The following is a 21870-nucleotide window of genomic DNA, read 5'->3' as shown; positions in this document are numbered from 1 at the left end:
TAGATTAACTAATTCCCCAATTAGTTGAATCTTGACTTATGCCCAATGCTCGTCGAAGTTTTTGTACTTCTCCATCATCTTTGGAAGTGTATCCTTGTTAGCCATAAGCTTTGGAACACAAACATCAATCATGTTTTGAATCTCGTTGTAGTGTTCGTAAATACCGATTGGTGTGTTTCGAGCTCTATTCTTCTGCTCTTCAGAAAACTCTACTGTTACCTTCTCCCCTTCGATTGAAAGCTTTCCGAAAATACCGCAGATTGGACACTCTACTGTAGTTGTTCCATTCATTGATAGCAATGGATTGTGGCATACTGGGCACACTCCTTTATCGCCTACCCATGTATCCACCTCATCGTATGGCTTACCAAGAGATGTTGCTACAGCTGTTCCAAGCTCAGCACATTTCTTCATCAGCTTCTCATCAAATAATGGATGTCCTGTTCTACCCTGATCATAAGCATCTACATGACCTACGCATTTCATGCAGAATGAGAATGAGAATAAATCAAGCATTGGAAGACCAAGTGCTACCCAGTTGTGAGTCTGCGCTCCACCAACTGAAATGTATCCTACATATCTGTCCTTAAAATATCTCTCATCAAGAAGTGGCTTGCCTGCCTCTTTACGCTTCTTGTTCTCCTCCAAAAGAGCTGCTCTATCATGTGATGGACCAAATCTATCTACAAAGTTCTTAAACTGACCAACAATACCAACTGCATAAACAGGTGCAGCAATAATGATTCCATCTGCATCAAAACATTTTTCTTCAAGAATTGAATAATCATCTTTCATACAGCAATGAATCTCCACATCGCCTTTATCTCTACATCTGCTGCAATAATCGCATGCACGGCAATGACCAATATTAAGTCTTATCGTATTGATAAATTCAACCTCTGCGCCTGCAGCCTTTGCAGCAAATAAAGCCTCCTTTACCATAACATCACTTCTTTGATCTATACGACCAAAAGAAATCCCTAATACTTTCATTTCTTTACTCCTTCCTTTTACAACTTCTGTATTAATTCTATTTATTGTCAGTGCTATTTTCTTTTCCATATTGGCCGAGTTTCTTTTCCTATATCTATCTTTGTTTTTTTCAAAAAAAATAAAGGACAAAAATCCTATTACAATTTTTGTCCTTTATTAATTATTCTATTCTTACCCAAACTGGTACTTAACTTCTATAAGCCTTATTTCCATTGGCTTAAGGTTACAATTGATTTCTAAATTACCATTAGAAACTGAAAGCTTTTGCATTTCCATATTAGGATTTGCATGCTGTTTTATGAAATTGATTTCCTCACTTTCCATTGAGTTGGATAAATCCAAGCGCTTCCACAAATCCTGCACGCTACCGTACTCTTGATTAATATAGTATGTCTTCACCTGGTAGCTGCCGTTTTGTACGTTTTTCAAGATATACTGAAGGTTGATATCATTAGTATCTTCAAGGAAATTATCTAAATCCTTTATCTTGATTTCATCCTCTTCCATATCAATATATTCGTCTGATAGTGCTTTAAAATTATGACAGATAATCGAAAAACTGCCTCTTCCATTTGTGGAAATCAGCCCGTTTGCAAACCTGAGAATCTCTCTGCTATAACTTCTGTTTAAAAACTCAACTGCATAGAAGGAAGGCTTCTTGATTCCATCCCTTGAAATAAGCCCAGAGTCACCACAAAGCAATGTGTTTGTATCATAGTTTTCCGTGTACAAATCAAGGCCATGCCAATACGCCATAACGTCCACAAGACCAATCATATCAATATAGTTTTTCATGATATAGGCCGCTTGCTCGCAGCTATCCGAAATAATATTTCGATTGGAAATGGTATAGTTCCACTCGTCCAGATGAATTCTAGGCTCAGTAAAACCACAGTCTTTAAGTGCTTTTTTGATTTCCGATACTTGATGCACTACATAATCCTTATCAATGGACTTCTTACCGTAAATATAGTTTCCTTCTTTTACGGATATATATTGATATGAGCCAAATGATAAGAAATCCGGTTTAATTTCGCGCCTCTTCCAAATATCAAATACCTTAAGGCTCAAATCTTTTTCGTAGCCAAGTATCAGTCCTGGACCACCCACCTGAATATCTTCGCTGATTTTTTTCAAGGTAGAATAAATCATATCAAAATATTTGTAATAATCCCCATCTGCGCGTCCCATATTAAGCTTAGGATTATTCCAAAATTCAAAAAACCATTTTTCTATCTCCTCAACGCCATATCGATTCACAAGATGGATGCTCAAATCCTTGATAAGTTTTTTGTAATACTCATATTCAAATACATTTATTTGCTCTTTCTCATTGTTAATATATCGATCTGGGGCGTACATAAGAAGCGTAGGCTTTTGTCCCAATTCCATATAAAGCTTAATCCCCTGATCCGTCAAAAAATCCAGCACATTATCAAGCTTGTGAAAGCTGTATTCACCGTCTGCTCTTATACAGATATCTGGTGCAAAAACATTCCATACACGAATGTAATTGATGCCAAGCTTCTCTTTTAAAATCAGTAGCTGATCTCTGGCCTCCTGCTGAAGCAGCATATACACATTACCGATATTGATTACTCTTACATCATCTACATATCTTGTTTTATAATCCGTAGAATCCACTTCTATTATTTCTTTATCAAGTGAATCCTTTGCATGATTCGTATATACGTTATTAATGTATGAGATAATCTCTTGCTTACCCTGCTCATCATTTTGATTTTCTACGTTCTCAAAGGTTCTGCTTTCTGCATTGCGCCTATACTCACCTGGAGAGACATTAAACATTTTTTTGAACGATTTATTGAATGCAGCCGAAGTGCAAAATCCATTATCCATTGCTATGTGAGTCAAACTCTTGTCTGTATAAATCAACTCATCCACCGCATGAAAAAGCCTGATGTTGTTCAAGTAATCGACAAATGTCATTCCGAATTTCTTTTTTATATATTTCGATAGATATGCCGGTGTAAGATACATTTTTTCAGCCAAATCGTTGAGGCTAATAGCAGATTGATAATGCCCCTGAATATAGCTTTGAATCTCGCCTATTCTCTCCTTCTGTACATTATTATCAAACAGAATTTTCACCTCATCAGTCTTTACCATAAAGTTGGCAATTAAGATGTGCAGCATCTGATAATAAAGAGATTGAAGATGGCAGCTATCACTATTGCTACCTGTATAAAAGCACTTGATAATCTCCTGCATTTGTTTGCGCAATCTATCATAAGCTGTGCTTTTATCAATCACAGAATTACATAAAAACAGAATCTGTGTAGTTCCCACTGTCTGAGACAAAAGATAATAATCAATGGCAAATCGAACTGCCAGTAGATTACCCGAATTCTCAAACTTATGCCGCTTGTTGGAGTTAATAAGTATGACATCCTCTGGCAGCAAATGGTATTCTTTATCATCCAAAACCACATCTACTGTCCCCTCCAACACATACAGCAAATCCAGATTCTGATGATAATGCTGCTCCCTTGGCTCACTATTCGTCTCATGAATAATATTAAATTGAACAATTTCTCTAATCTTTTCCATAGTACATATTCTAGCCCCGGACTAGCACTATTGCTTTTAAATATTGTTTTTCTGTAACTTTCCTATTGCAATTTTCACATATTGTGGCTTTTTTTGCGCAACAAAATAGCCCTGCATATTGCAGGGCCACAAAGATTATTATTTAGTTGTCGTATGCATGTACACCATTTTCAAGGTCATTTCTAATCTCTTCAACCTTTGCAGGTGTAAGCTTGTACCAGAACATTGGAACTACTGAAAGCACACCGATTACAAATGGAAGAAGGTTAACTACTGCGTTGATTCCCTGGCGAGCTGCCTCTGTCTGCTCTGCGTTTGGAACATATCCAACTGCTGCAAGAAGAAGAACACCTGCTGAACCACAGATTGCTGTAGCAATCTTAACACCAAATGAAAGCATTGATGCTGCAACACCTTCCTGACGACGACCTAGCTTCCAATCACCATACTCAAGTGAGTCACCAACAAGACCGTAGCAAACACCTGAAGCTGAGTTACAGAAACCACAGACTGCAGAGATTGCAAGAAGTGTTGGAATACCAGCATTTGGAAGTAAGAACATTGCGATGAAGCCAACGTTCATAACCATCTGTAAGAAAATAAGATAGCCCTTCTTTGTCATAAGGTTTGTACCAAGTGGAAGGAAGAAACTTCCGATTAACTGTGCAACAGTCATTACTGTAAAGAATGTTGCGATGTGCATGAAATCACCAACTACGTAAATGATGTAGAATGTAAGGATTCCCATACGGCCTGCTACGCAGATTGTTCCAAGTACTGTTGCAAGAACAACCATAAGAAGCTGATCATTCTTTGCAATTTCTCTTAAAGCTGAGAAGAAGCCAAGTTTTTCAGTGTTACCTTTGTTTGCATGAAGCTTTTCTGTGTACTTCTCTTTACAAATAATTCCACAAATAAGGAATGGAACTAGTAAAGCAATTGACATAATGATTGCAAATCTAAAATATCCCTGTGCATCAGCTGCTGCAACTCCTGGATGTGAAAGCTTAAGAAGTGTTGGAGCAGCAACAACAGAAAGTACAATACCAATTACTGAAGCACCAATGTTACGGCATGTAGCAAGAAGCATTCTCTGTTTTGAATCAATAGCAATAACATTCTGAAGTGCCTGATATGCAATTGAAGCTGCGGTGTAGGCCATACCTGTTCCGATGTAGCAAACCAGGCAAACAAGCACTTTTAAAGCTCCTTCTAATGGCCATACAGTAAATGTTAAAATGTTGAATATTGCCAAAAATGGTGGTGCAAAGAAAATGTATGGACGGAAACGTCCCCATCTTGTGTTTGTTCTATCCGCTATAGAACCCATCATAGGATCATTAATTGCATCCCATACTCTTGCAACAAACATGATAAACGAAATTGCTGTTGCTGTAAGTCCGACAATATCGGTGTAAAATAATGTGAGGAAGTTGTTAATCATATACCAAGACATCTGGCATCCAACCTCACCGAAGGCATATCCTATTCCCAATACTGGATTTGCCCCCTCTTTTTTTGATGTAGTAGCTGCTGTTGATTGCATAGCAGTCATTGAAACATCACTCATTGTAAATACCTCCCTATCAGTTCTTTGATGATAAAATCTTATCATCAAAGCTGACAGTCTTTTTATTTTCCAATTTCAATTACTTATTTAATATTGCAAGAATTCTAAGGCAAAAAAAATGGTGCAACGATTTGTTACATTTCGTTGCACTCATTTTTTTCACACTTATATCCTACTCAAAATCAACTGACTTACCAGTACGAGCTGATTCTCTAGCAGCTTCCATAAGTCTAAGAACACGTCTTGTTTCTGGAATCTTAACTAGGAAATCTTCCTGTCCGTCATGAGCTCTCTGATAGTTCTCGAAATAATTCTCATGTGTTGTATCTGCAACTGGTAATGGCTCTGTTATGAGCTTTCCTTCTGGTGGTGGTCCAAATGAACGAGTTGGGCCCGCCGCAGTCATTGTACGCTGTCCGCCTACATTCTGAAGTAAGCCGTTTGTACGAACAATTGCGCCCTGTGGATCAAATCCGTCTGAGTAAGCTGTACCCTTGTTGCCGCCCATAATCCAATGACGCTCAAACCACTTGTTGTCCATCTTGTCTGTAAGGAAATATGTACCAAGTTCAACCTCAGCCATAATACCATTATCAAATTTCATTAGAATCTTGAAGTAATCATCTACCTCAAAATTGATTACATTTCTTACATCAGCAAATACTGATTTAATCTTTGCACCAGGCATCATCCAAAGCATCTGGTCAAGAAGGTGAACGCCCCAATCAAAAAGCATTCCACCACCTTCTGCAATATATACATGCCAATCATGCATATTTCCATTGAAGCCGTATAAGCTACTCTTGATGCTGTAAACATCACCTAATGTCTCGCTATCGAATACATTCTTCATTGTTCTGAAGTCCTTATCGTAGCGTCTCTGATGATGAACCGTGAAGTTAACACCACACTCATCAACAACCTTAACCATGTCGTCAAGCTCTGCAAGATTCATTGCAACTGGCTTTTCGCAGATGATGTCCTTACCTGCGCGAGCTGCCTGAATTACAAGGTCGTGATGCTGATTGTTGTTTGCAGCAATAAGTACTACATCAACATCAGGGTCGTTAAACATTTCCTCGTTTGAAGAATATCTCTTGATTCCTTCCTTAACGTCTTCAAGCTGCTTAGGATCAATATCAGAAATACCAACAACCTTGTAGCCATCAAGACGTGTGAGCATAGTTTCATGTTCGTGTCCCATGAAACCATGGCCAATAATACCAATCTTTATTGTTTCCATTATGTAACCTCCTTTGGATTTTTAAACAAATAAAAAGTCGATATCTTCTATTTCTATCTAAACATATGATACCGACTTTCCCTGTTGTGTTCTCTTATGAGGTTTTAAATATTTTGCATATAATTGCAAAGGTATTATTTGGCGTATTATTGATGCAATCAAAAGTAAGGTCTTGTTGCAATAGCAAATTTAGTATCAATAATCTGGGAAAATATGCAATGCGCAGAATTCTTCTGCCTGCATATCAATCTCAATCGTAAGTACATTTCCTTTTGATACTGCGTGTGTACGTGATAGATTTGGCACACACATTTCCTGCAAGTATTTAACATCTGTACGCTCAAGCTTGCTATCGTTATCGAATTTCTCCCATTCATCTATGATTGAGCCAAAATTCTGATTTACTCTTCTGCGCTTTATGTAGTAGCCTGCATTCTCGCTGACGCCTGTAAGCTTGATGACGAGCTTTTTATCTTCTTTAAGATTAAAGTATGATTTTGCTTCATCAACTGTAGCCTGATTTTCCGCATCTATATAGTAGCTAGGACTAAACCAAACCGGATTGAAGCATACGATTTGATATTCATCAGTTCCAGCCTTTGTTGCAATAAAATTGTCACCTTTTGCAATAAGCTTTGAGCCAAGATGATTAAGCATCTTGATTGCAAAGAAGATAGGCTTACGGATAGTGTCCTTCGAAAGAATACCTCCGCCTCCATTGATGATACTTCTGGAGTTAAATGAATTACACTGCCAATCACTTGCAATCCATAATCCCAAAACATCTATCGCATATGCGAACTTAACTACGTTTCTGATGAATACACATGCTCTAAAGCAACTGTCATTTAAATAGTTACGATTGCTACAGGTTAAATTCCACTCACTTATGGAAAGCTTTTCTCTTGGAATTCCAACCTTATCAAACATATCGTATATACGATTTATCTCTGTACCTTCAAAGTCTCTGTCCTTAGTGCGAACAAACTGCGCCTTGCCACCATCCAGTGTCTTTACATGCTTTGGCACATAAGGGAAAAGAATTGCAGAGATAAAATCTGGTGGGTATTCCCCCTCTTTAAGCATTCTAAGTATTGGCTCCAGCTCGGTAGGATAATCAATAGCTGCACCGGCAGAATATCCTACTTGTGCATCAGGTAATACCTCTTTGACTGTTTTGGCAACAAATGAATAAACGTCCACAAAATCAAATCCACCTGACGCATAAAACTCATCATAATCATCATGGAAGCCCTCAAGACCAATCTCAAATCGCCATGATGATACTTCCTTTTCACCATATCTTCTGATGAGAAGCTTAACGAAAGTACGATATAGCTCTTCCCAAACTCTCTTATCTTTATAAATAATCCTAAGGTCTTCAAACCATTCAGACTCTGCAGGATTTGTTACATTGGCATATGGTCGATTAGTAAAATCAAGCCATGGCTTTATATTGTTGTCTACAAGGAAATCCAATGCTTCGAATATCATATCGAAGTTGTAATTGCCTATTGTCTTTCCGTCGGAAACCATTGTCTTGGAATTGAATACCATCCATATTCTTGCATAAGTAAAATCCAGTTCCTTTGCAAGATACTGAATATGATACTGATTATTAGCCTTCAGTACATCATGTACAAAACCAACATTAACAAGCTTATTCCAGTTGCGAATAAAATCAGTGGTATTTCTAACATCTAGAACTGCCTCAACCTTAGATTCCACCTCTGGTGCAGGAATATTCTTTTTATACTCCAGCTGGATTTGCTCTCTAATATCATCATCAATAGGCTTAGCCTCACTGACACTGCCCTTCATCTTTTGACGATATTCTGTAGGCGCCATGCTGTAGATTTCTCTGAAGACTTTTGTGAAAGCACTGGCGTTGGAGAAACCACAATCCATGGCAATCTTTGTCATGTTCTTTTCTGTATATAAAAGTTCATCAACCGCGTATCTAGTACGAACCTGGTTAACGTATTCTGCAAAATATGTTCCTGTCTGCTTTTTAAACAAACGAGACAAGGTCGATGTGGATGTATACATCTGCTTAGCCAAATCAGATAAACTGATGCCGTCCTGATAATTGGTATGTACATAGTGGATAATCAGCTGAAGCTTTTCATCCGCATCATAATTCTCCGAAATCTCTGAATTAGTATCATCGAGCACAAAGTTTTCGATAAGCTCATCTAGCAACTGATAGAGCATACTATACTTTAAGCTATCGGTTTTCTTAAGAGAAGATACCTGCTGATAAATTATATCTCTGCAAATCTCTATAACTTTATCGTAGTTCTTTGCTTTATCAGCAACACTATTGCATAAGAAAAAGCTATTTGGCTTTTTTAATATGTGAACAAGCACCTGATAATCGTACATGATTGAGCATACAATGCTTCTTTCTTTTGTGCTGATGCTATGCTGAATACTTGAATTTATAACAATTACATCATCTTTGTTTAGTTCAAAAACAGCATCCTTTAACTTTACAGTGATGCTGCCATCTACAACGTATAGAAGCTCAACATCTGTATGCAAATGCTGATCTTCCTGATAATTTCTATATATATTTGTCTGAAACTGATTAAAACTATTCATAGACACCTCGTAAAACAAAATATCACAAGACATTTTATCACAAAATTTCGAACTTATACAAAGAATCTTTTTGCCACAAAAAATAGCCTGCTGCTGCATTTCTCAACCTCTTTTGGGTAAAACACGCAGCCTTGCAGGCTAATTAAAAATTCTAATTTAGTTTATATTACTCTGGAATATACTCATCAAAATCATACTTGATTGTTCCAAAATCTGTCTTCTGCTCGCGGATAGCGATTGACTTAGACATCTTCTTAATCTCATCCGCTGTTACTGAACGACCAAGCTCATTCGAAAGAACAACACCTTCTGAAAGGAATGCTGTCTGCATTGCGATATAAGGTGAATCAATTCTTGTCTCATCTGTAAGATCGCCACGAAGATATGAATACCAGTGAAGCTGGTTGTCGTTGTACATAGCCATCTCTGGATGAAGAGCAAGTTCCTGCTGACCAGTGATATCACCGATAGCACAATCAAGCTTTGTCTCAAAGAGGTTGCCATCTTCATCAACACCGAAGTGCTCAAGCTTTGGAGTCTGAAGGTTGCCACCACCTACGATAGCACCGCCCTCTGGAACTGCCATAGGACCACCTGTTGAATCAACATCGATAAACTTAATACCACCGTTCTTACCAGCGATGAAGCTTGTACCAATTTCATCCATGTGAATAGCCCAATCCTCATAAATATCCATTGAGAGGCCGTTCTTGAAACGAGCGATACCAATACCAAGATCCTCTACTGGAGCTGTACGATTTGTCTGCTTATCAATTGTTGGATGTGTCCAATAATCGCAGGACTGAACACCATATACACTCTCAAGCTCTGGCATACCAAGTACATAAAGCATCTGAGCAAGATGATAAATACCAAGGTCAAATAATGGTCCGTGAACACCGATTTCTGGATTGATGAAGTCCTTTGAGAAGAACTGCATATCATATCCTGGACGGCCCTGACGTCTGTGACCAACTGAACGAGCATGATAAACCTTTCCAAGCTTTCCTTCTTCAATCATCTTCTTAGCGATACGTGTCTGTGGGTTGTAGATTGAGCTGATCTGAACAGCAAGCTTCTGACCATACTTCTTCTGTGCATCGTAAAGAATCTTTGCATCAGCATATGAGCAAGCCATTGGCTTCTCTGAGTAGCAAGGGAAGCCTGCTGCCATAACTGCTGTTGCAACTGATGTATGAAGATTGTTGTGTACGCAAACTTCTACTTCATCAATATCATCTCTCTTAAGCATCTCACGGAAATCTACATAAAGATCCTTCTCGTCAATTCCGTACTGCTTGCCCCAAGCCATAAGCTTTTCCTTATCAATTTCAGCTGCTGCAACAACCTTAAGGTTCTCGCCTCTCTTGTTAAGGTTCTCAATAACTGTCATGTGACGGTGTGAAATCATACCACAACCAATAATCGCAATTCTTATTTCTTTTTTCATGTTCTTCCTCCTAAATTTCGTGACTACGTAATCCGTCCGGTTACGGCTACAAGCCTTCATACTCTCCGCTCGACAACACGTCTCGCTTGAGAGTACAAAGAGCTTGATGCCTACCGGACTCATCTAAAATCCTAATGTATCTTATGTAATGTAAATTAGCGGCCTCATAACCTTGGCAAGCGCGAGTAGGGGATACCGTGCCGAGCTTGGGAGGGTCCTACGCCGGCGGGCGGGGCCCAAGCGAAGGTGCGGAGGGTGCCCTACGGGAGCATGCGAAACTACAGCGGCCGCCCATATTTTACCAGCCAAGGATACGTAAGTATTCGCGGCTGCGGCGAGCGCACTCAAGTGGCTCAAGCTCGTAGTGCTCATCCTGCTCTACGATGACCCAGTTTGCGTTGGCTTCAATAGCTGCATCAAGAACTGGTTCCCAAATCATCTGGCCGAAACCAACTGGACGGAATCCAAAGTATCCTGTGTCGCCTTCAGATTCTTCCTCATCGATACCGATGAGCTTGTACATATTCTTAACCTCACCCTTTTTGATGTAGTCCTTAAGGTGAACTACTGGAATACGGTTTGTATACTTCTTAACAAATTCTGGAGCTTCGCCTGTAGCAACATCACACCAGCAAGTATCTAGCTCTGACTGAAGATTTTCTGCTGGGATGCTATCAAACATCTCATCATATCCCCACTTGCCATTTTCAAGCTTCACAAACTCGAAATCATGGTTGTGATAAAGGAATGTCATTCCTGCCTTATGAATCTTCTCTCCAACCTCATTTAAAAGTGGAAGGAACTTCTTAAATCCCTCTGGATTAGCTGGACGATACTCCTCTGCCATGTATGGCATTACAAGATACTTAACACCGATTGTCTTGTAATCAGCGATAACTTTATCGATATCGTTCATCATCTCATCAAATGCAACGTGTGCAGAAATTGGTGTAAGTCCTACCTCTTCAAGAGTCTTCTTAACAAACTCTGGCTCAAGTCCGTAAAGACCTGCAAGCTCAACGCCGTCATAGCCAAGCTCTTTTACTTTAGTCATAACATCTTTGAAATTCTCTGGTGTGTTTTCAAGTAAGTCTCTGAGACCATATACCTGAATACCAACTGGTAATTTCTTGCTCATTTCATTTCTCCTTTTCTATGTAATGATTCGTTGTCTCATCTCTATGTACACATTCTATGATTAATTCTGTGCTTAGACTTTGTGTTATTTATTTATTTTGAATCAATAATTGCATTCTATATTTTTCCTATATATGTCCTTGCAACAGATTCGATTAAAATATTGCGCTACTAAACAATCAATAAATGTCTTTCGTTTACATGATGTCCAAACTCTGGCATAAATACCATGCTCTCTTCATCTGGATCCAAATGGTCCTGAATGATTGGTGGCATATAGCTTGATGTAAAGCAAAATCCGTATTTAATGTCATGGTAGCCCTGAGCTAATCCACCTGGCTTTTTAACCTTTAATACAGCTGGCTTGTCTACTGCCCAGTGAGTCTGAAAATCACTCTTCATCTCTTCAAGAGTGAAATCCTCGCCCTTAATGTTCCAAACAATATCTTCCTTCTCTATCTTCTCCCCATCAATGTAAAGAGTGCCTGGGCGAAGCTGTGAAAGAAAGATTCCTCTGTAATATGGCAATCTTACTTTGAACTGAAATCCAGTAACTTTGCCATCTGCATCTTTTGTATTTCTAAATCCAACTGATTGAATAACCTGTTTTTCCATTTGTTTTATCCTCCCTATTAATCTCCTAATAGATTCTTAAGCATGATGTGGTGTTTACGAAGTGTCTGACCTACCTCATAGCCATCATCGTATTTGTCAGCTCCTTCATATTCGCTGAGCAAATATCCTTCGTATCCGTTGTCCTGCATAACCTTGATAATCTCAGGATATGGTATTGTTGTCTCTTTAAAGTCATCACTCATGTTGATGAATTTTGCATGGCAGCAGTACACATAAGGAAGTAATGGAATAATATCCTCTGGCACATTTGGTGTGTAAAGAGGATCTCTCCACTCACCTTCTTTAAACTCAGTTCTAAATACTGAGAAATCTATATTTAACCCAAAATTTTTCGTCCCCGTCTCCTTAATAAAATCTACAAAATCAGTTACAAGCTTACCTTTTAAATTTGATGGAGTATGTATTTCTGGACACATTTTTATGCCTAATTCTTCTGCTAGTGGAAGTGCTCCCTTAATAATCTCCCTCCAGTTCAATACTGGCTCTAATTTATCGTTAATAACTGGCATCTTAGTTCTCATTACTGTAAATCCTAATCTATGTGCCAGACGGATATCTCTTTTCAACATTTCAACTGACTCTTCTGTAGTCAGATCTCTATCACCCAAAACATGCGAATCAATCCAGTTACCATATTCAACTGGAACGATTTCGTATTTATCGCATAATCTCCACCAGTTCTCTACCCACTCATCTGTAGGATATGGATAGTTCTCAATGTGAGTATTTGCTAAGATTTCAATTCCATGAGCCCCCATGTCATGTAAATCTTCAAAACAATCTTCTAGTGTCTTTGTTAAACCAAATTCTGCAGAATAGCTGTAAAGTGCTACTCCTCTCTTAGGTCCCTTTTTCTCGTATTTGTACATTTTAGTCTCTCCTTTTCGTATTAAAATAAAAGTTCCCTAATCACTCCTAGCCGGCCGGACTTGAGCTGTTTTACTTCGCTGTCGATAAGTTTATTCTATTTGGTTTTCTCACTTTCATCTGTGCTGTTTTTCTCATTCTCTTGTCTTTGATTGCATACGAAAATGTTATATTTTTAACCTGCAAAAAATGACAAGCGTGGGTTGCATATAGCACAAAAAAGCATACCCACAGTCTGGATATGCCTTTTAATACATTATTAATTATTAACCAATCCACTTTGCCATAGCAGCCTGATGACGACGAACCTGCTCGATTGAATCTACGTCTAAATCCATTCTTAGGTGCTCACCACCTTCATACTCTGAGCTTAAGAAGCCAGTATAGCCAGCCTTCTTGAATGCCTCAATTACTTCTGGAAGTGCAACTGCTGTCTCTACTAAATCCTCATGAACATTGTAGAACTTAGCATGTGTGTGGAAGATATAATCGATGTTGTCGATGATATCCTGTGGCTCTGACCAAGAATATGTGAATGAGTTGCCAGCATACTCTAAATCAGCAGGGCCACCGCCTGCAGCCTTAACAGCATCCATCATCTCAGCCATACCATTTGCCATACGATATTCCATGTTGGCCTTGCCCAGGTTAAGGTCATATTTAATCTTTGTAAAGCCCTTTGCAACGCGGTTTGCATAAGCATCGTCAACAATCTTGATGCATTCTTCTTTTGCACCGTGACGGCGAGCCTTGTCACGTACAACATCAGGAATATTCTTACAGAAGATACCCATATCTGGGATAAATCCAAAATACTTTGTACCTGTTCTGTTAATCATTTCCATGTAACCATCAGCCCAACCTGAGTTGAGTGAGAATGGTGCATGAACCTCAAGTCCAATCTTTACACCAACCTTTTCAGCATACTCAAGACTGCCCTCGATAACATCCATAGGTGTTGATACAAGTGTACGAATTACTGGGAAGCCAAGTAATGAAGCAAGTCTTAAATCGCGTTCCATCATCTTAACCTGCTCTTTTAATGTAAGTGTACGATTATCGTATATACGATTTTCCAAGAACGCATCATAGCAGCTTGGTGTTAAGTTGTATTTCTTCATCCAATCGAACCACTTATTTCTAAACTCCTCTGTCTCAATTGGAAGTGGGAATTGCTTTATCATCTGTTCTGCAAGAAGCTCTACACCTGTTGCTCCTGTTGCAGCTGTTTCTCTTAAACATCCCTCTAAATCGAGCTTTCCAAGATAGTACTCATCCTGATAGCTGTAGAGAGACACACTTCTTTTAATATCGCTCATTTTGTTTATCCTCCCTACTTAATCTCGAATTCAATGTTACATGGTGCCTCAATCTGGAAAGGCATGTATGAAGGTGCGATAATCTGCTTTCCTTCGATTGTGTGCTTTCCAGCTGCAAGGCCGCCTTCTTTTTTAACTGTTACTGTTGCGTACTCACCAAATTCCCAACGGTACTCTGGATCAACAACTGTTTTACATTCATCAAGTGTGAATGTGTCACCATTTACTGTAATGCAAATATCTTCTCTCTTAACTTCTTCTCCATCAACTTTAAGCTGAATATCTCTGAGGATTGAAAGTGTGAATGAACGATAATACTGAGCCTTGAACTCAAAGCTAAATCCAATCACATTTCCATCTACAGAAACATTCTTAAAGCTGGCTGGATTGTATATAGGTCTTCCTGCCATTTTATATTTCCTCCAAATAATTAATCTTCGATGTATTCTGCTGCTTCCATACCTGCGATACGTCCTGTGTTTACAGCGTATCCCATTGAGTTACCTGGAAGTAAGAACATGTATGAATCATCGTAAATGTTACATGAATCAGCACCTGCTGCATAAAGTCCTGGGATAGGCATGAAATCCTTATCACAAACTTCGCAGTTTTCATTGATTCTGATACCACCTACTGTTCCGTATCCGCCTGGATGGAATGTGCCACAGTAGAATGGTCCCTTCTTTAACTTGCGAAGATATCTGTAGTTCTTGAAGAACTCTTCATCTCTTCCTTCGCAGTAATCATTGTAATCATCAATTGTTTCCTCTAGAACTTCAGGATCTACACCGATCATTTCAGCCAATTCTTCGATTGTGTCTGCCTTGAAGAAGTTCTTAGAGCCCTTATTAATGATTTCATCCATCTCATCATAGAAGCCTGAAACATCAGGATCTGGTGTTACCAATGATGTAACATCAACACCATTCTTTACATATGACTTAACGATTGTTGAATCAACAATTGAGAATAACTTCTTATCCTTCTGGTGATTTGCAACATTTGAAAGATATGTTGTGTTCTGCATGAACTCTTCGTTCATGACACGCTTACCAAATGCATTTACAAGAAGGTTTGGCTGTCTAAGTACGTTCTTTACACAAATACCAGCTTCTTCGCCACCACCTACATCGCAAGCTGATTCAATTCTAACTGGAAGGTGATCTGCACCTGCTTCCCATGCCATCTTAAGACCATCGCCTACGAGACCAGGAATTGCAAAGTTGAATACATCCTTACCATACTCAACACCAATTTCTTCCTTAATAAATTCTGGATTGCATCCAGCACCACCTGTTGCAATAACAGCTGCCTTACACTCGATTGTGAATTCTTCACCATCTTTGTTTACTGCTACAACACCACAAACTTTACCTTCATCATCTTTAAGAATCTTCTTACCAGCTGTCTCAAGCATAATCTTTACGCCAAGTTCCTGTGCCTTGTTAAGAAGAGCCTTGTTCATATGACCTGCTGCACGAGGACCAATCTTATTACCAGTCTTAACAATATGCCATGTAGCCTCTGACTGTGGGAAATATTTGAAAGCACCTTCAAACTCAACGCCCATGTCTTCAAGCCACTCAATTGTCTCTGCTGACTGCTCAAAATATCTCTTTACAAGTCTCGCATCAACATTGTAATGTGTGTAATCCATAAACATGTTAAATGCCTTTTCAACAGTTATGTCAATCATCTGCTCCTGCTGATACTTTGTACCAATACCAAGAGGTCCCATACCCATGTTTGCTGCACCGCCTGTAATGGCAGCTTTTTCAATAACGATTACATCAGCGCCATCTTCTGCCGCTTGAACCGCTGCAGACATCCCTGATGGACCACCTGCGATAACAACAAGCTGTGTCTTTAAATTTTCCATTTCGTTGTTCTCCTTCTTTAAATAAAACCTAAAAGGTTTGTTCTCAATTTCTGATATTAATTTACCATCACATATCATTCACAACTTTCATCAGTTTCTATATACCTTATTTATTATTGCAACAAAAAGGCGGCAAAAAATCTGCCGTGCAAAATATAACAAGGTTGCGTTGCAAAAAGGAGCAGCCTTTCGGCCGCTCCCTCTATCAACTAATCAGATGCAATACTTTACTATCAGATCCTCTATTCTTCTGGAATCAAAAACTTTCTCAGAAGTTTCCATAGAAATAATTAAGTCTTCCCCAAGCTCATATCCCGCTATATTGTAATCATTTATTTTCTTAAGGTTTTTCACAGCATAACTCTCCATTTCTATCAACCCTAAGTGCTCCCAATAAATAGTCTTTCTTTCTCTTACATTTAACACTACAAAGTCTGGATTAATAATGTGATTATTACCAATCTCTAGCTTTGGCTCATATCTGTAAGGAACATTATATTTAAGAAACAAATCAGCAATTATCTTTTCTGACTTAGATCTGACACGCTCTCCATTAGCAGTATATATTCTTGCTTCTTCTGGATAATCATTTTGCTCACCTTGATGTTCTAAAAGCCATCTTGCAACAAATTGCTCATCAGACTCAATCATAGGGATAACCAGCTCTTTCTTTGTGGCATGCAAATCATCATATATTCTTTTAACCTCCTCAAAATCATAGGTGCGATTAAAACGCTCCAGCTTCTTATATAGCTCTTTAAGTTTTTTGTTAAGGGCCAGCTCATAGTCTCGCTGTAATATTTTTGCTACAGCTTTTTGTTTTGAATTCTTAACATAGGTTATTTCCTTTGTATCTTTGTTGTACATTAAAAATTGTTTACAGCCGTTGCTATATGATATTCGTATCCTCTTGTCTTGAATGTCCTTATATTTTTCTAAATTCTTGTCACTCTTCTTAATCAAAGCCTTTAAATATTCTTCTTGCTCCTTCAGCTGCTTTTTATAGTTCTCCAAATTTCCCATTCCTCTCTATCCTTGTATATTTATCAAATATCTTTCCCCCACATTTTTATTATTCCACGCTTAATTAAAAGTCATAGATTCTTGAAAAACATCAGTTTTTTCAGGAATCGTAAATACCATGAAAATAGATTTATCTATTTTCATGTCCTGCAAAGCAGGATTCTTGCTGACAATTTCATTGTTCTGTCAGCAAGAAGTCTTGCTTTTCTATTTTGGGCTACTTTTGCTTTTTTTACTTGTGATTACAAATATTCTCTTTTTCCACAAGTAGCCGCAAAAGCTTTTTCAGTTTCAACTACTTGTTGACACAATAATTACTTCATATCACAAGTAGTTTTTATACAGTTTATTTTTCTGCTACTTGTGGTCCAAAGAATTAGCTCTTCACGCAAGTAGGAATCCACAGCGGCACCCAGCAAACTACTTGTGATTCTCAAATAATCGCAAATAGCAAGTAGCCTCCCAAAACTAGTGTTTTAAACCTACTTGTCGTTAGTTGCACTTAGTCGAATCACAAGTAGCATTGGATTTTCATAAATATTTTCTACTTGTGATACAGCATTATTTGCAATCACACAAGTAAAACTACCTATAACAACGGAATAAGGAACAAAATTCCTCCTTTAACAGCTACTACATTGTCAAAATGCCAAGCATAGCCCTATGGATGAAACACTATATTCTAAAAAGCTATCTGGCTCAGCCAGATTATTGTGGTAAATTGTGACGAAATTAATTGCACATGTCACAAAAGTTGTAATAAAAGATATTCAAACAATTAATAAACAAGAATATAACTTCCGAATAAAGATTTGTCAATAGCCAATCAATCCCAAAAAGAGCCGGTTGAAAAACAACCGGCTCGATTCAACAATATAATAATGGCAATTACCACTTTCCAACTTTAGTTTTCTTCTTTGGAAGCTTAGGAAGCTTTGTGGCTGTCTTTATGCAACCTTCATCACATGCACTAACGCACTTGCCACACTGTTCGCATAAATCCTGGTCAATAATATGAATATATCCATCCTTGCCTTCGATAGCGTCCTCTGGGCAAGCATCGATACAATCGCCACAGCCCTGGCATTCATCAGGATCAATGAAGTAAAGCTCTGCGGCCTTATAGCACTTACCGCACTTGCAAGTCTTTCTCTTGATATGGTCTTCAAACTCATCTTCAAAGAGATTCATTGCTGTTGTAAGAGGCTTTGTCATATTCTGACCAAATGGACAATATGCTCCAATTGATATTAGCTCAGAAACTTCCTTCACAAGATCAATATCTGTGATTTTTGCCTTACCAGTAGTCATCTCTGTAACAATCTGCTTGAACTGAGATGTGCCTTCTCTGCAAAGAACACACTTACCGCAAGAATCCTCATAAGCAGCATTCATAAGCTGAACGCATGCATCTACCATACAATCCTGCTTACTATATACTGTGATCGAATTATACTTCTCTAGAGCTTCAATCTTTAGTCCTGCTGCTTCAGCAACTGTAACAAACTCGCCCTTTAATCCCCCAAAAAGAACAGCCTTGGCATCTGCAATATCAACAACTTCATTTACAGTTGTGCCCACTTTTACTTTCTTGATTTCTGTTGCATCCCCTACATTAACTGCAACAAACTTTTCCTCCAAACCATTTACGATTCCATAAGCTACTTCAGGTGTAATAACAGAAACTGCTTTATCTTCATACACAGCTACAAAATCATCCTGAATCATAGGACGAGGCAAATTGCCTGATAATACCTGCACTACTGAATATGGGTTATTCAATGTTGGTGAACATGCGCAAGTGTATCGCACATCGCCTTCAAGCCCTTCCACTTTTTGTCCTTCTGGAAGAAGATACATAATATCTGCATCTAATCCAGAAGCATATTTTTCAACACCTTCAACTACGTCTTTACGATAATTATTAAGAATGTAAACTGAAAGAGGTGCTTTTCTATCGTCGCTTACACAACTAACTACAACTAAATTCTTCATTACTGCTGACCTCCTTCTTCTGCTACGTAATCACTCCAGAATTTCTGTGGTGTAATCTGTACACGAAGGTCACACTGTAAACAACGGCTCGCTTCACAGCCCGCTTTGCTACAATCAAATCCATGATCCATTGGCTCAAAATTGCATTTTCTAGATTCTGCGTCGTCTACTGTTGGCTCATTTCTATGAGTCTTTGTAAGCTCAGGATTCTTGCCAATGCATGGATTTGCAATCTGCTCTGGTGCAAGATTTTCCTCGATGTTACCATCTCCACCAAGGTACTTGTCGATTTCAGATACAGCTGCTCTTGCCTCTGCAATTGCTGCGATTACTGAACGTGTTCCTGTTACTGCATCGCCTGCTGCATAAATTCCTGCAACCGATGTCTCATGCCCATTTGTTGTAACAATACGTCCTCTGTTAAGCTCTAATCCAAACTCATCTGTAATATCTGGATGCTGACCTACTGCAAAAATAATAGTATCAGCAGGGAAAGTAACTGTTGAATCAGGAATACGTGTAAACTCTGGTCCCTTTGGTCCGAACTTGAGGCCTTCAATTCCTGTCACGGTTAAGCCTGTCACTTTGCCATTTTCTGACTCGATTGCATCAAATGTTCTTGAGTTTTCAACTACAATTCCATCCTCTTTAGCCCATGTAACTTCTTCATCTGAGGCTGTCATTTTATCTGGAGCCTCAAGACATGTCATAGTTACATGCTTTGCACCAAGACGAAGCGCTGACTCAGCACAGTCGATAGCAACGTTTCCACCGCCGAGTACAACAACGTTTTCACCAACTGGAAGTGCTTTGCCAAGGTTAATAGAACGTAAGAAGTCTGCATTAAGGTAAACGCCCGGCAAATCATTTCCTTCAAGTGGAAGTCTGTTGCCTGCATGTGTTCCAACTGATACAAACACTGCGTCATAACCCTGATTCTTAAGATCTGCTGCAGATGTAACGTCCACACCACACTTAATCTCTACGCCGATTGATTCAATCTCTGCAATTTCTCTATCGAGAACTTCGCGAGGTAATCTATATGAAGGGATGCCATATCTCATCTGGCCACCGGCCTTTGGAAGCTTTTCGAAAATAGTAACTTCATGGCCAAGCTTTTTGAGATAGTATCCTGCTGTAAGTCCTGCAGGTCCTGCACCGATTACAGCAACCTTTTTACCTGTTGCATCTTTCATGAATGCCTTTGATTTCCAGCTTCCATCATCCTGGCTTGCTGCAAATCTCTTAAGATTTCTGATTGAAAGAGGACCATCTAAATGATTTCTCTTACACTGTAACTCGCAAGAATGAACACAGATGTAGCCTAATGACTCTGGGAATGGAGCTTTTTCTCTAACAGTCGCTGCTGCAGCCGGATAATTTCCTTCTTTAATGAATCTAATATATTTTGGAACATTGATATGTGCTGGGCATCCCTCGCTACATGGCACAAGAGTCATCTCTCTGCTAAGACTTGGATCATCCTTGAATACTCCCAGCTTATCTCTGATAGAACCGGTTGGACAAACCTCAACACATGCTCCACAGAATTGGCATCCTGCCTCCTCTAAACTGTTTCCATTTATGACAACCTTCATTCGGCCATCAACTTTTTCAAACTTAAGAGCACCTACGCCACGAAGCTCTGAACATGCACGCACACAGCGTCCGCAAAGTATACAACGATACATTTCGTGAAGCATCAGTGGATTTTCTTCATTCTCAATAAGAGGTAACTTCTGCTGACGAAGATCACGTCCTGCATCACCTACATACTGTGAAATAGATGCAAGGTGGCACTTGCCATATTTAGGACAGCCTACGCACTCACTTGGATGAGTCTTGAACATAAGCTCTACCGAAAGCTTACGTACCTTCTCTGCTGTCTCCTCTTTTGTACTGATTACCATGCCCTCTTTAACCTTTGTCGAGCATGATGTAATAACTCCATCTACGCCTTCCTGTTTTACAACACAAAGACGACATCCACCATTTGGATGTAAATCACCATGATGACATAAATGAGGAATGTAAATCCCATTATCTAATGCAGCTTCGAGAACAGTTTTATTCTCATCTGCTACTATAGCTTTGCCATCAATTGTTAAATTAACCATTGCCATAATTTTAGACTCCTTCAAAATCTCATGTTAAGATTATTGTATTTTGAAAGATGTCTATTGGCTTTATATATATTTCTATTTTCGACTTAGATTCTTGCAAGGATTTATTTCAAAATATCTATACTGCAACACTATCTTGTTTTTTATTGCAATAAAAAATAGGCTACGCCTACTCAACTCCCCTGCCCCTCAATCATGAGGGGTGGGGTTTATCTCTTAGTTCTAGTCTTCTATAATTATCTTATGGGTAACATTCTTCAAGAAATATTCCTAGATAATTACGAAGAATTTATGATGACCACACATCCACGCCAGGCTGTCATTGATAATGTAAACAAGATGATTGAGTGTGGTAATCCTTCTTTTGGTGGTGCCATGTACGGATGTACAAAATGTGGCACTCTTAAATTTGTCCCTTTCAGATGTCACAGTAGATTCTGTCCCACCTGCGGAACCCAGT

At 38.8% G+C, this 21870-nt stretch carries 16 protein-coding genes; 1 reads left to right on the top strand and 15 read right to left on the bottom strand.

The genetic code is table 11. From position 1 onward, the window contains the following. Positions 1–36: 36 nt before the first annotated feature. The 15 genes from T498_RS0109095 to T498_RS0109025 form a co-directional block, all read right to left on the bottom strand. Complete coding sequence (locus T498_RS0109095) at positions 37–993, bottom strand: flavodoxin family protein (protein WP_028235646.1); 957 nt, start codon at positions 991–993, stop codon at positions 37–39. 171 nt (positions 994–1164) lie between these two features. After that, a complete protein-coding gene (locus tag T498_RS0109090; RefSeq protein WP_028235645.1) occupies positions 1165–3564 on the bottom strand; it encodes a GH39 family glycosyl hydrolase in 2400 nt (799 codons plus the stop codon). 142 nt (positions 3565–3706) lie between these two features. After that, on the bottom strand, positions 3707–5134 hold the full coding sequence (locus T498_RS0109085; RefSeq protein WP_242839225.1) for an MFS transporter: 1428 nt from the start codon (positions 5132–5134) through the stop codon (positions 3707–3709). A 172-nt stretch (positions 5135–5306) separates the two neighbouring features. After that, positions 5307–6377 carry a Gfo/Idh/MocA family protein gene (locus T498_RS0109080; RefSeq protein ID WP_028235643.1) on the bottom strand — a complete coding sequence of 357 codons (1071 nt, stop codon included), beginning with the start codon at positions 6375–6377 and terminating at the stop codon, positions 5307–5309. A 195-nt stretch (positions 6378–6572) separates the two neighbouring features. Then, complete coding sequence (locus T498_RS0109075) at positions 6573–8981, bottom strand: GH39 family glycosyl hydrolase (RefSeq protein ID WP_197019947.1); 2409 nt, start codon at positions 8979–8981, stop codon at positions 6573–6575. Positions 8982–9147: 166 nt separating this feature from the next. Further along, positions 9148–10431, bottom strand: a complete 1284-nt coding sequence (locus T498_RS0109070) for a Gfo/Idh/MocA family protein (protein WP_028235641.1) — start codon at positions 10429–10431, stop codon at positions 9148–9150. Between the two features lie 298 nt (positions 10432–10729). Further along, on the bottom strand, positions 10730–11569 hold the full coding sequence (locus T498_RS0109065; protein WP_028235640.1) for a sugar phosphate isomerase/epimerase family protein: 840 nt from the start codon (positions 11567–11569) through the stop codon (positions 10730–10732). A 170-nt stretch (positions 11570–11739) separates the two neighbouring features. Further along, complete coding sequence (locus tag T498_RS0109060; RefSeq protein WP_028235639.1) at positions 11740–12183, bottom strand: C-glycoside deglycosidase beta subunit domain-containing protein; 444 nt, start codon at positions 12181–12183, stop codon at positions 11740–11742. Positions 12184–12200: 17 nt separating this feature from the next. Next, positions 12201–13073 carry a sugar phosphate isomerase/epimerase family protein gene (locus T498_RS0109055; RefSeq protein ID WP_028235638.1) on the bottom strand — a complete coding sequence of 291 codons (873 nt, stop codon included), beginning with the start codon at positions 13071–13073 and terminating at the stop codon, positions 12201–12203. Positions 13074–13337: 264 nt separating this feature from the next. Next, the gene (locus T498_RS0109050; RefSeq protein ID WP_028235637.1) at positions 13338–14390 is read right to left on the bottom strand and encodes a sugar phosphate isomerase/epimerase family protein; all 1053 of its coding nucleotides are present in this window, start codon (positions 14388–14390) and stop codon (positions 13338–13340) included. 14 nt (positions 14391–14404) lie between these two features. Further along, entirely contained in the window at positions 14405–14800 is a 396-nt protein-coding gene (locus tag T498_RS0109045; protein WP_028235636.1) for a C-glycoside deglycosidase beta subunit domain-containing protein, read from the bottom strand. Positions 14801–14820: 20 nt separating this feature from the next. After that, positions 14821–16269: an FAD-dependent oxidoreductase gene (locus T498_RS0109040; RefSeq protein ID WP_028235635.1), complete on the bottom strand. Its 1449-nt coding sequence runs from the start codon at positions 16267–16269 to the stop codon at positions 14821–14823. 213 nt (positions 16270–16482) lie between these two features. Further along, positions 16483–17292 carry a hypothetical protein gene (locus T498_RS0109035; RefSeq protein WP_028235634.1) on the bottom strand — a complete coding sequence of 270 codons (810 nt, stop codon included), beginning with the start codon at positions 17290–17292 and terminating at the stop codon, positions 16483–16485. 888 nt (positions 17293–18180) lie between these two features. Continuing rightward, positions 18181–19287, bottom strand: a complete 1107-nt coding sequence (locus tag T498_RS16240) for an NADH-ubiquinone oxidoreductase-F iron-sulfur binding region domain-containing protein (RefSeq protein ID WP_051524690.1) — start codon at positions 19285–19287, stop codon at positions 18181–18183. Beyond that, on the bottom strand, positions 19287–21410 hold the full coding sequence (locus tag T498_RS0109025) for an FAD-dependent oxidoreductase (protein ID WP_036978262.1): 2124 nt from the start codon (positions 21408–21410) through the stop codon (positions 19287–19289). The genes T498_RS16240 and T498_RS0109025 overlap by 1 nt, the downstream gene beginning before the upstream one ends. A gap of 243 nt (positions 21411–21653) precedes the next feature. Between T498_RS0109025 and T498_RS15420 the strand changes: the two genes are divergently transcribed. Beyond that, positions 21654–21870, top strand: a 217-nt coding sequence (locus tag T498_RS15420) for a transposase zinc-binding domain-containing protein (protein ID WP_036978259.1), incomplete at its 3' end; no start/stop codon positions are given.

Origin of the sequence: Pseudobutyrivibrio sp. MD2005 (assembly GCF_000621865.1) — a bacterium.
Taxonomy (GTDB): domain Bacteria; phylum Bacillota; class Clostridia; order Lachnospirales; family Lachnospiraceae; genus Pseudobutyrivibrio.
The sequence above is the reverse complement of the archived record's forward strand: the minus strand, read 5'-3'. Positions and strand labels throughout refer to the sequence as shown.

Bases quoted from the DNA above. Each gene is read 5' to 3' on its own strand.
- T498_RS0109095 (WP_028235646.1), bottom strand. From the start codon at position 993: ATGAAAGTATTAGGGATTTCTTTTGGTCGTATAGATCAAAGAAGTGAT.
- T498_RS0109090 (WP_028235645.1), bottom strand. From the start codon at position 3,564: ATGGAAAAGATTAGAGAAATTGTTCAATTTAATATTATTCATGAGACG.
- T498_RS0109085 (WP_242839225.1), bottom strand. From the start codon at position 5,134: ATGAGTGATGTTTCAATGACTGCTATGCAATCAACAGCAGCTACTACA.
- T498_RS0109080 (WP_028235643.1), bottom strand. From the start codon at position 6,377: ATGGAAACAATAAAGATTGGTATTATTGGCCATGGTTTCATGGGACAC.
- T498_RS0109075 (WP_197019947.1), bottom strand. From the start codon at position 8,981: ATGAATAGTTTTAATCAGTTTCAGACAAATATATATAGAAATTATCAG.
- T498_RS0109070 (WP_028235641.1), bottom strand. From the start codon at position 10,431: ATGAAAAAAGAAATAAGAATTGCGATTATTGGTTGTGGTATGATTTCA.
- T498_RS0109065 (WP_028235640.1), bottom strand. From the start codon at position 11,569: ATGAGCAAGAAATTACCAGTTGGTATTCAGGTATATGGTCTCAGAGAC.
- T498_RS0109060 (WP_028235639.1), bottom strand. From the start codon at position 12,183: ATGGAAAAACAGGTTATTCAATCAGTTGGATTTAGAAATACAAAAGAT.
- T498_RS0109055 (WP_028235638.1), bottom strand. From the start codon at position 13,073: ATGTACAAATACGAGAAAAAGGGACCTAAGAGAGGAGTAGCACTTTAC.
- T498_RS0109050 (WP_028235637.1), bottom strand. From the start codon at position 14,390: ATGAGCGATATTAAAAGAAGTGTGTCTCTCTACAGCTATCAGGATGAG.
- T498_RS0109045 (WP_028235636.1), bottom strand. From the start codon at position 14,800: ATGGCAGGAAGACCTATATACAATCCAGCCAGCTTTAAGAATGTTTCT.
- T498_RS0109040 (WP_028235635.1), bottom strand. From the start codon at position 16,269: ATGGAAAATTTAAAGACACAGCTTGTTGTTATCGCAGGTGGTCCATCA.
- T498_RS0109035 (WP_028235634.1), bottom strand. From the start codon at position 17,292: ATGGGAAATTTGGAGAACTATAAAAAGCAGCTGAAGGAGCAAGAAGAA.
- T498_RS16240 (WP_051524690.1), bottom strand. From the start codon at position 19,287: ATGAAGAATTTAGTTGTAGTTAGTTGTGTAAGCGACGATAGAAAAGCA.
- T498_RS0109025 (WP_036978262.1), bottom strand. From the start codon at position 21,410: ATGGCAATGGTTAATTTAACAATTGATGGCAAAGCTATAGTAGCAGAT.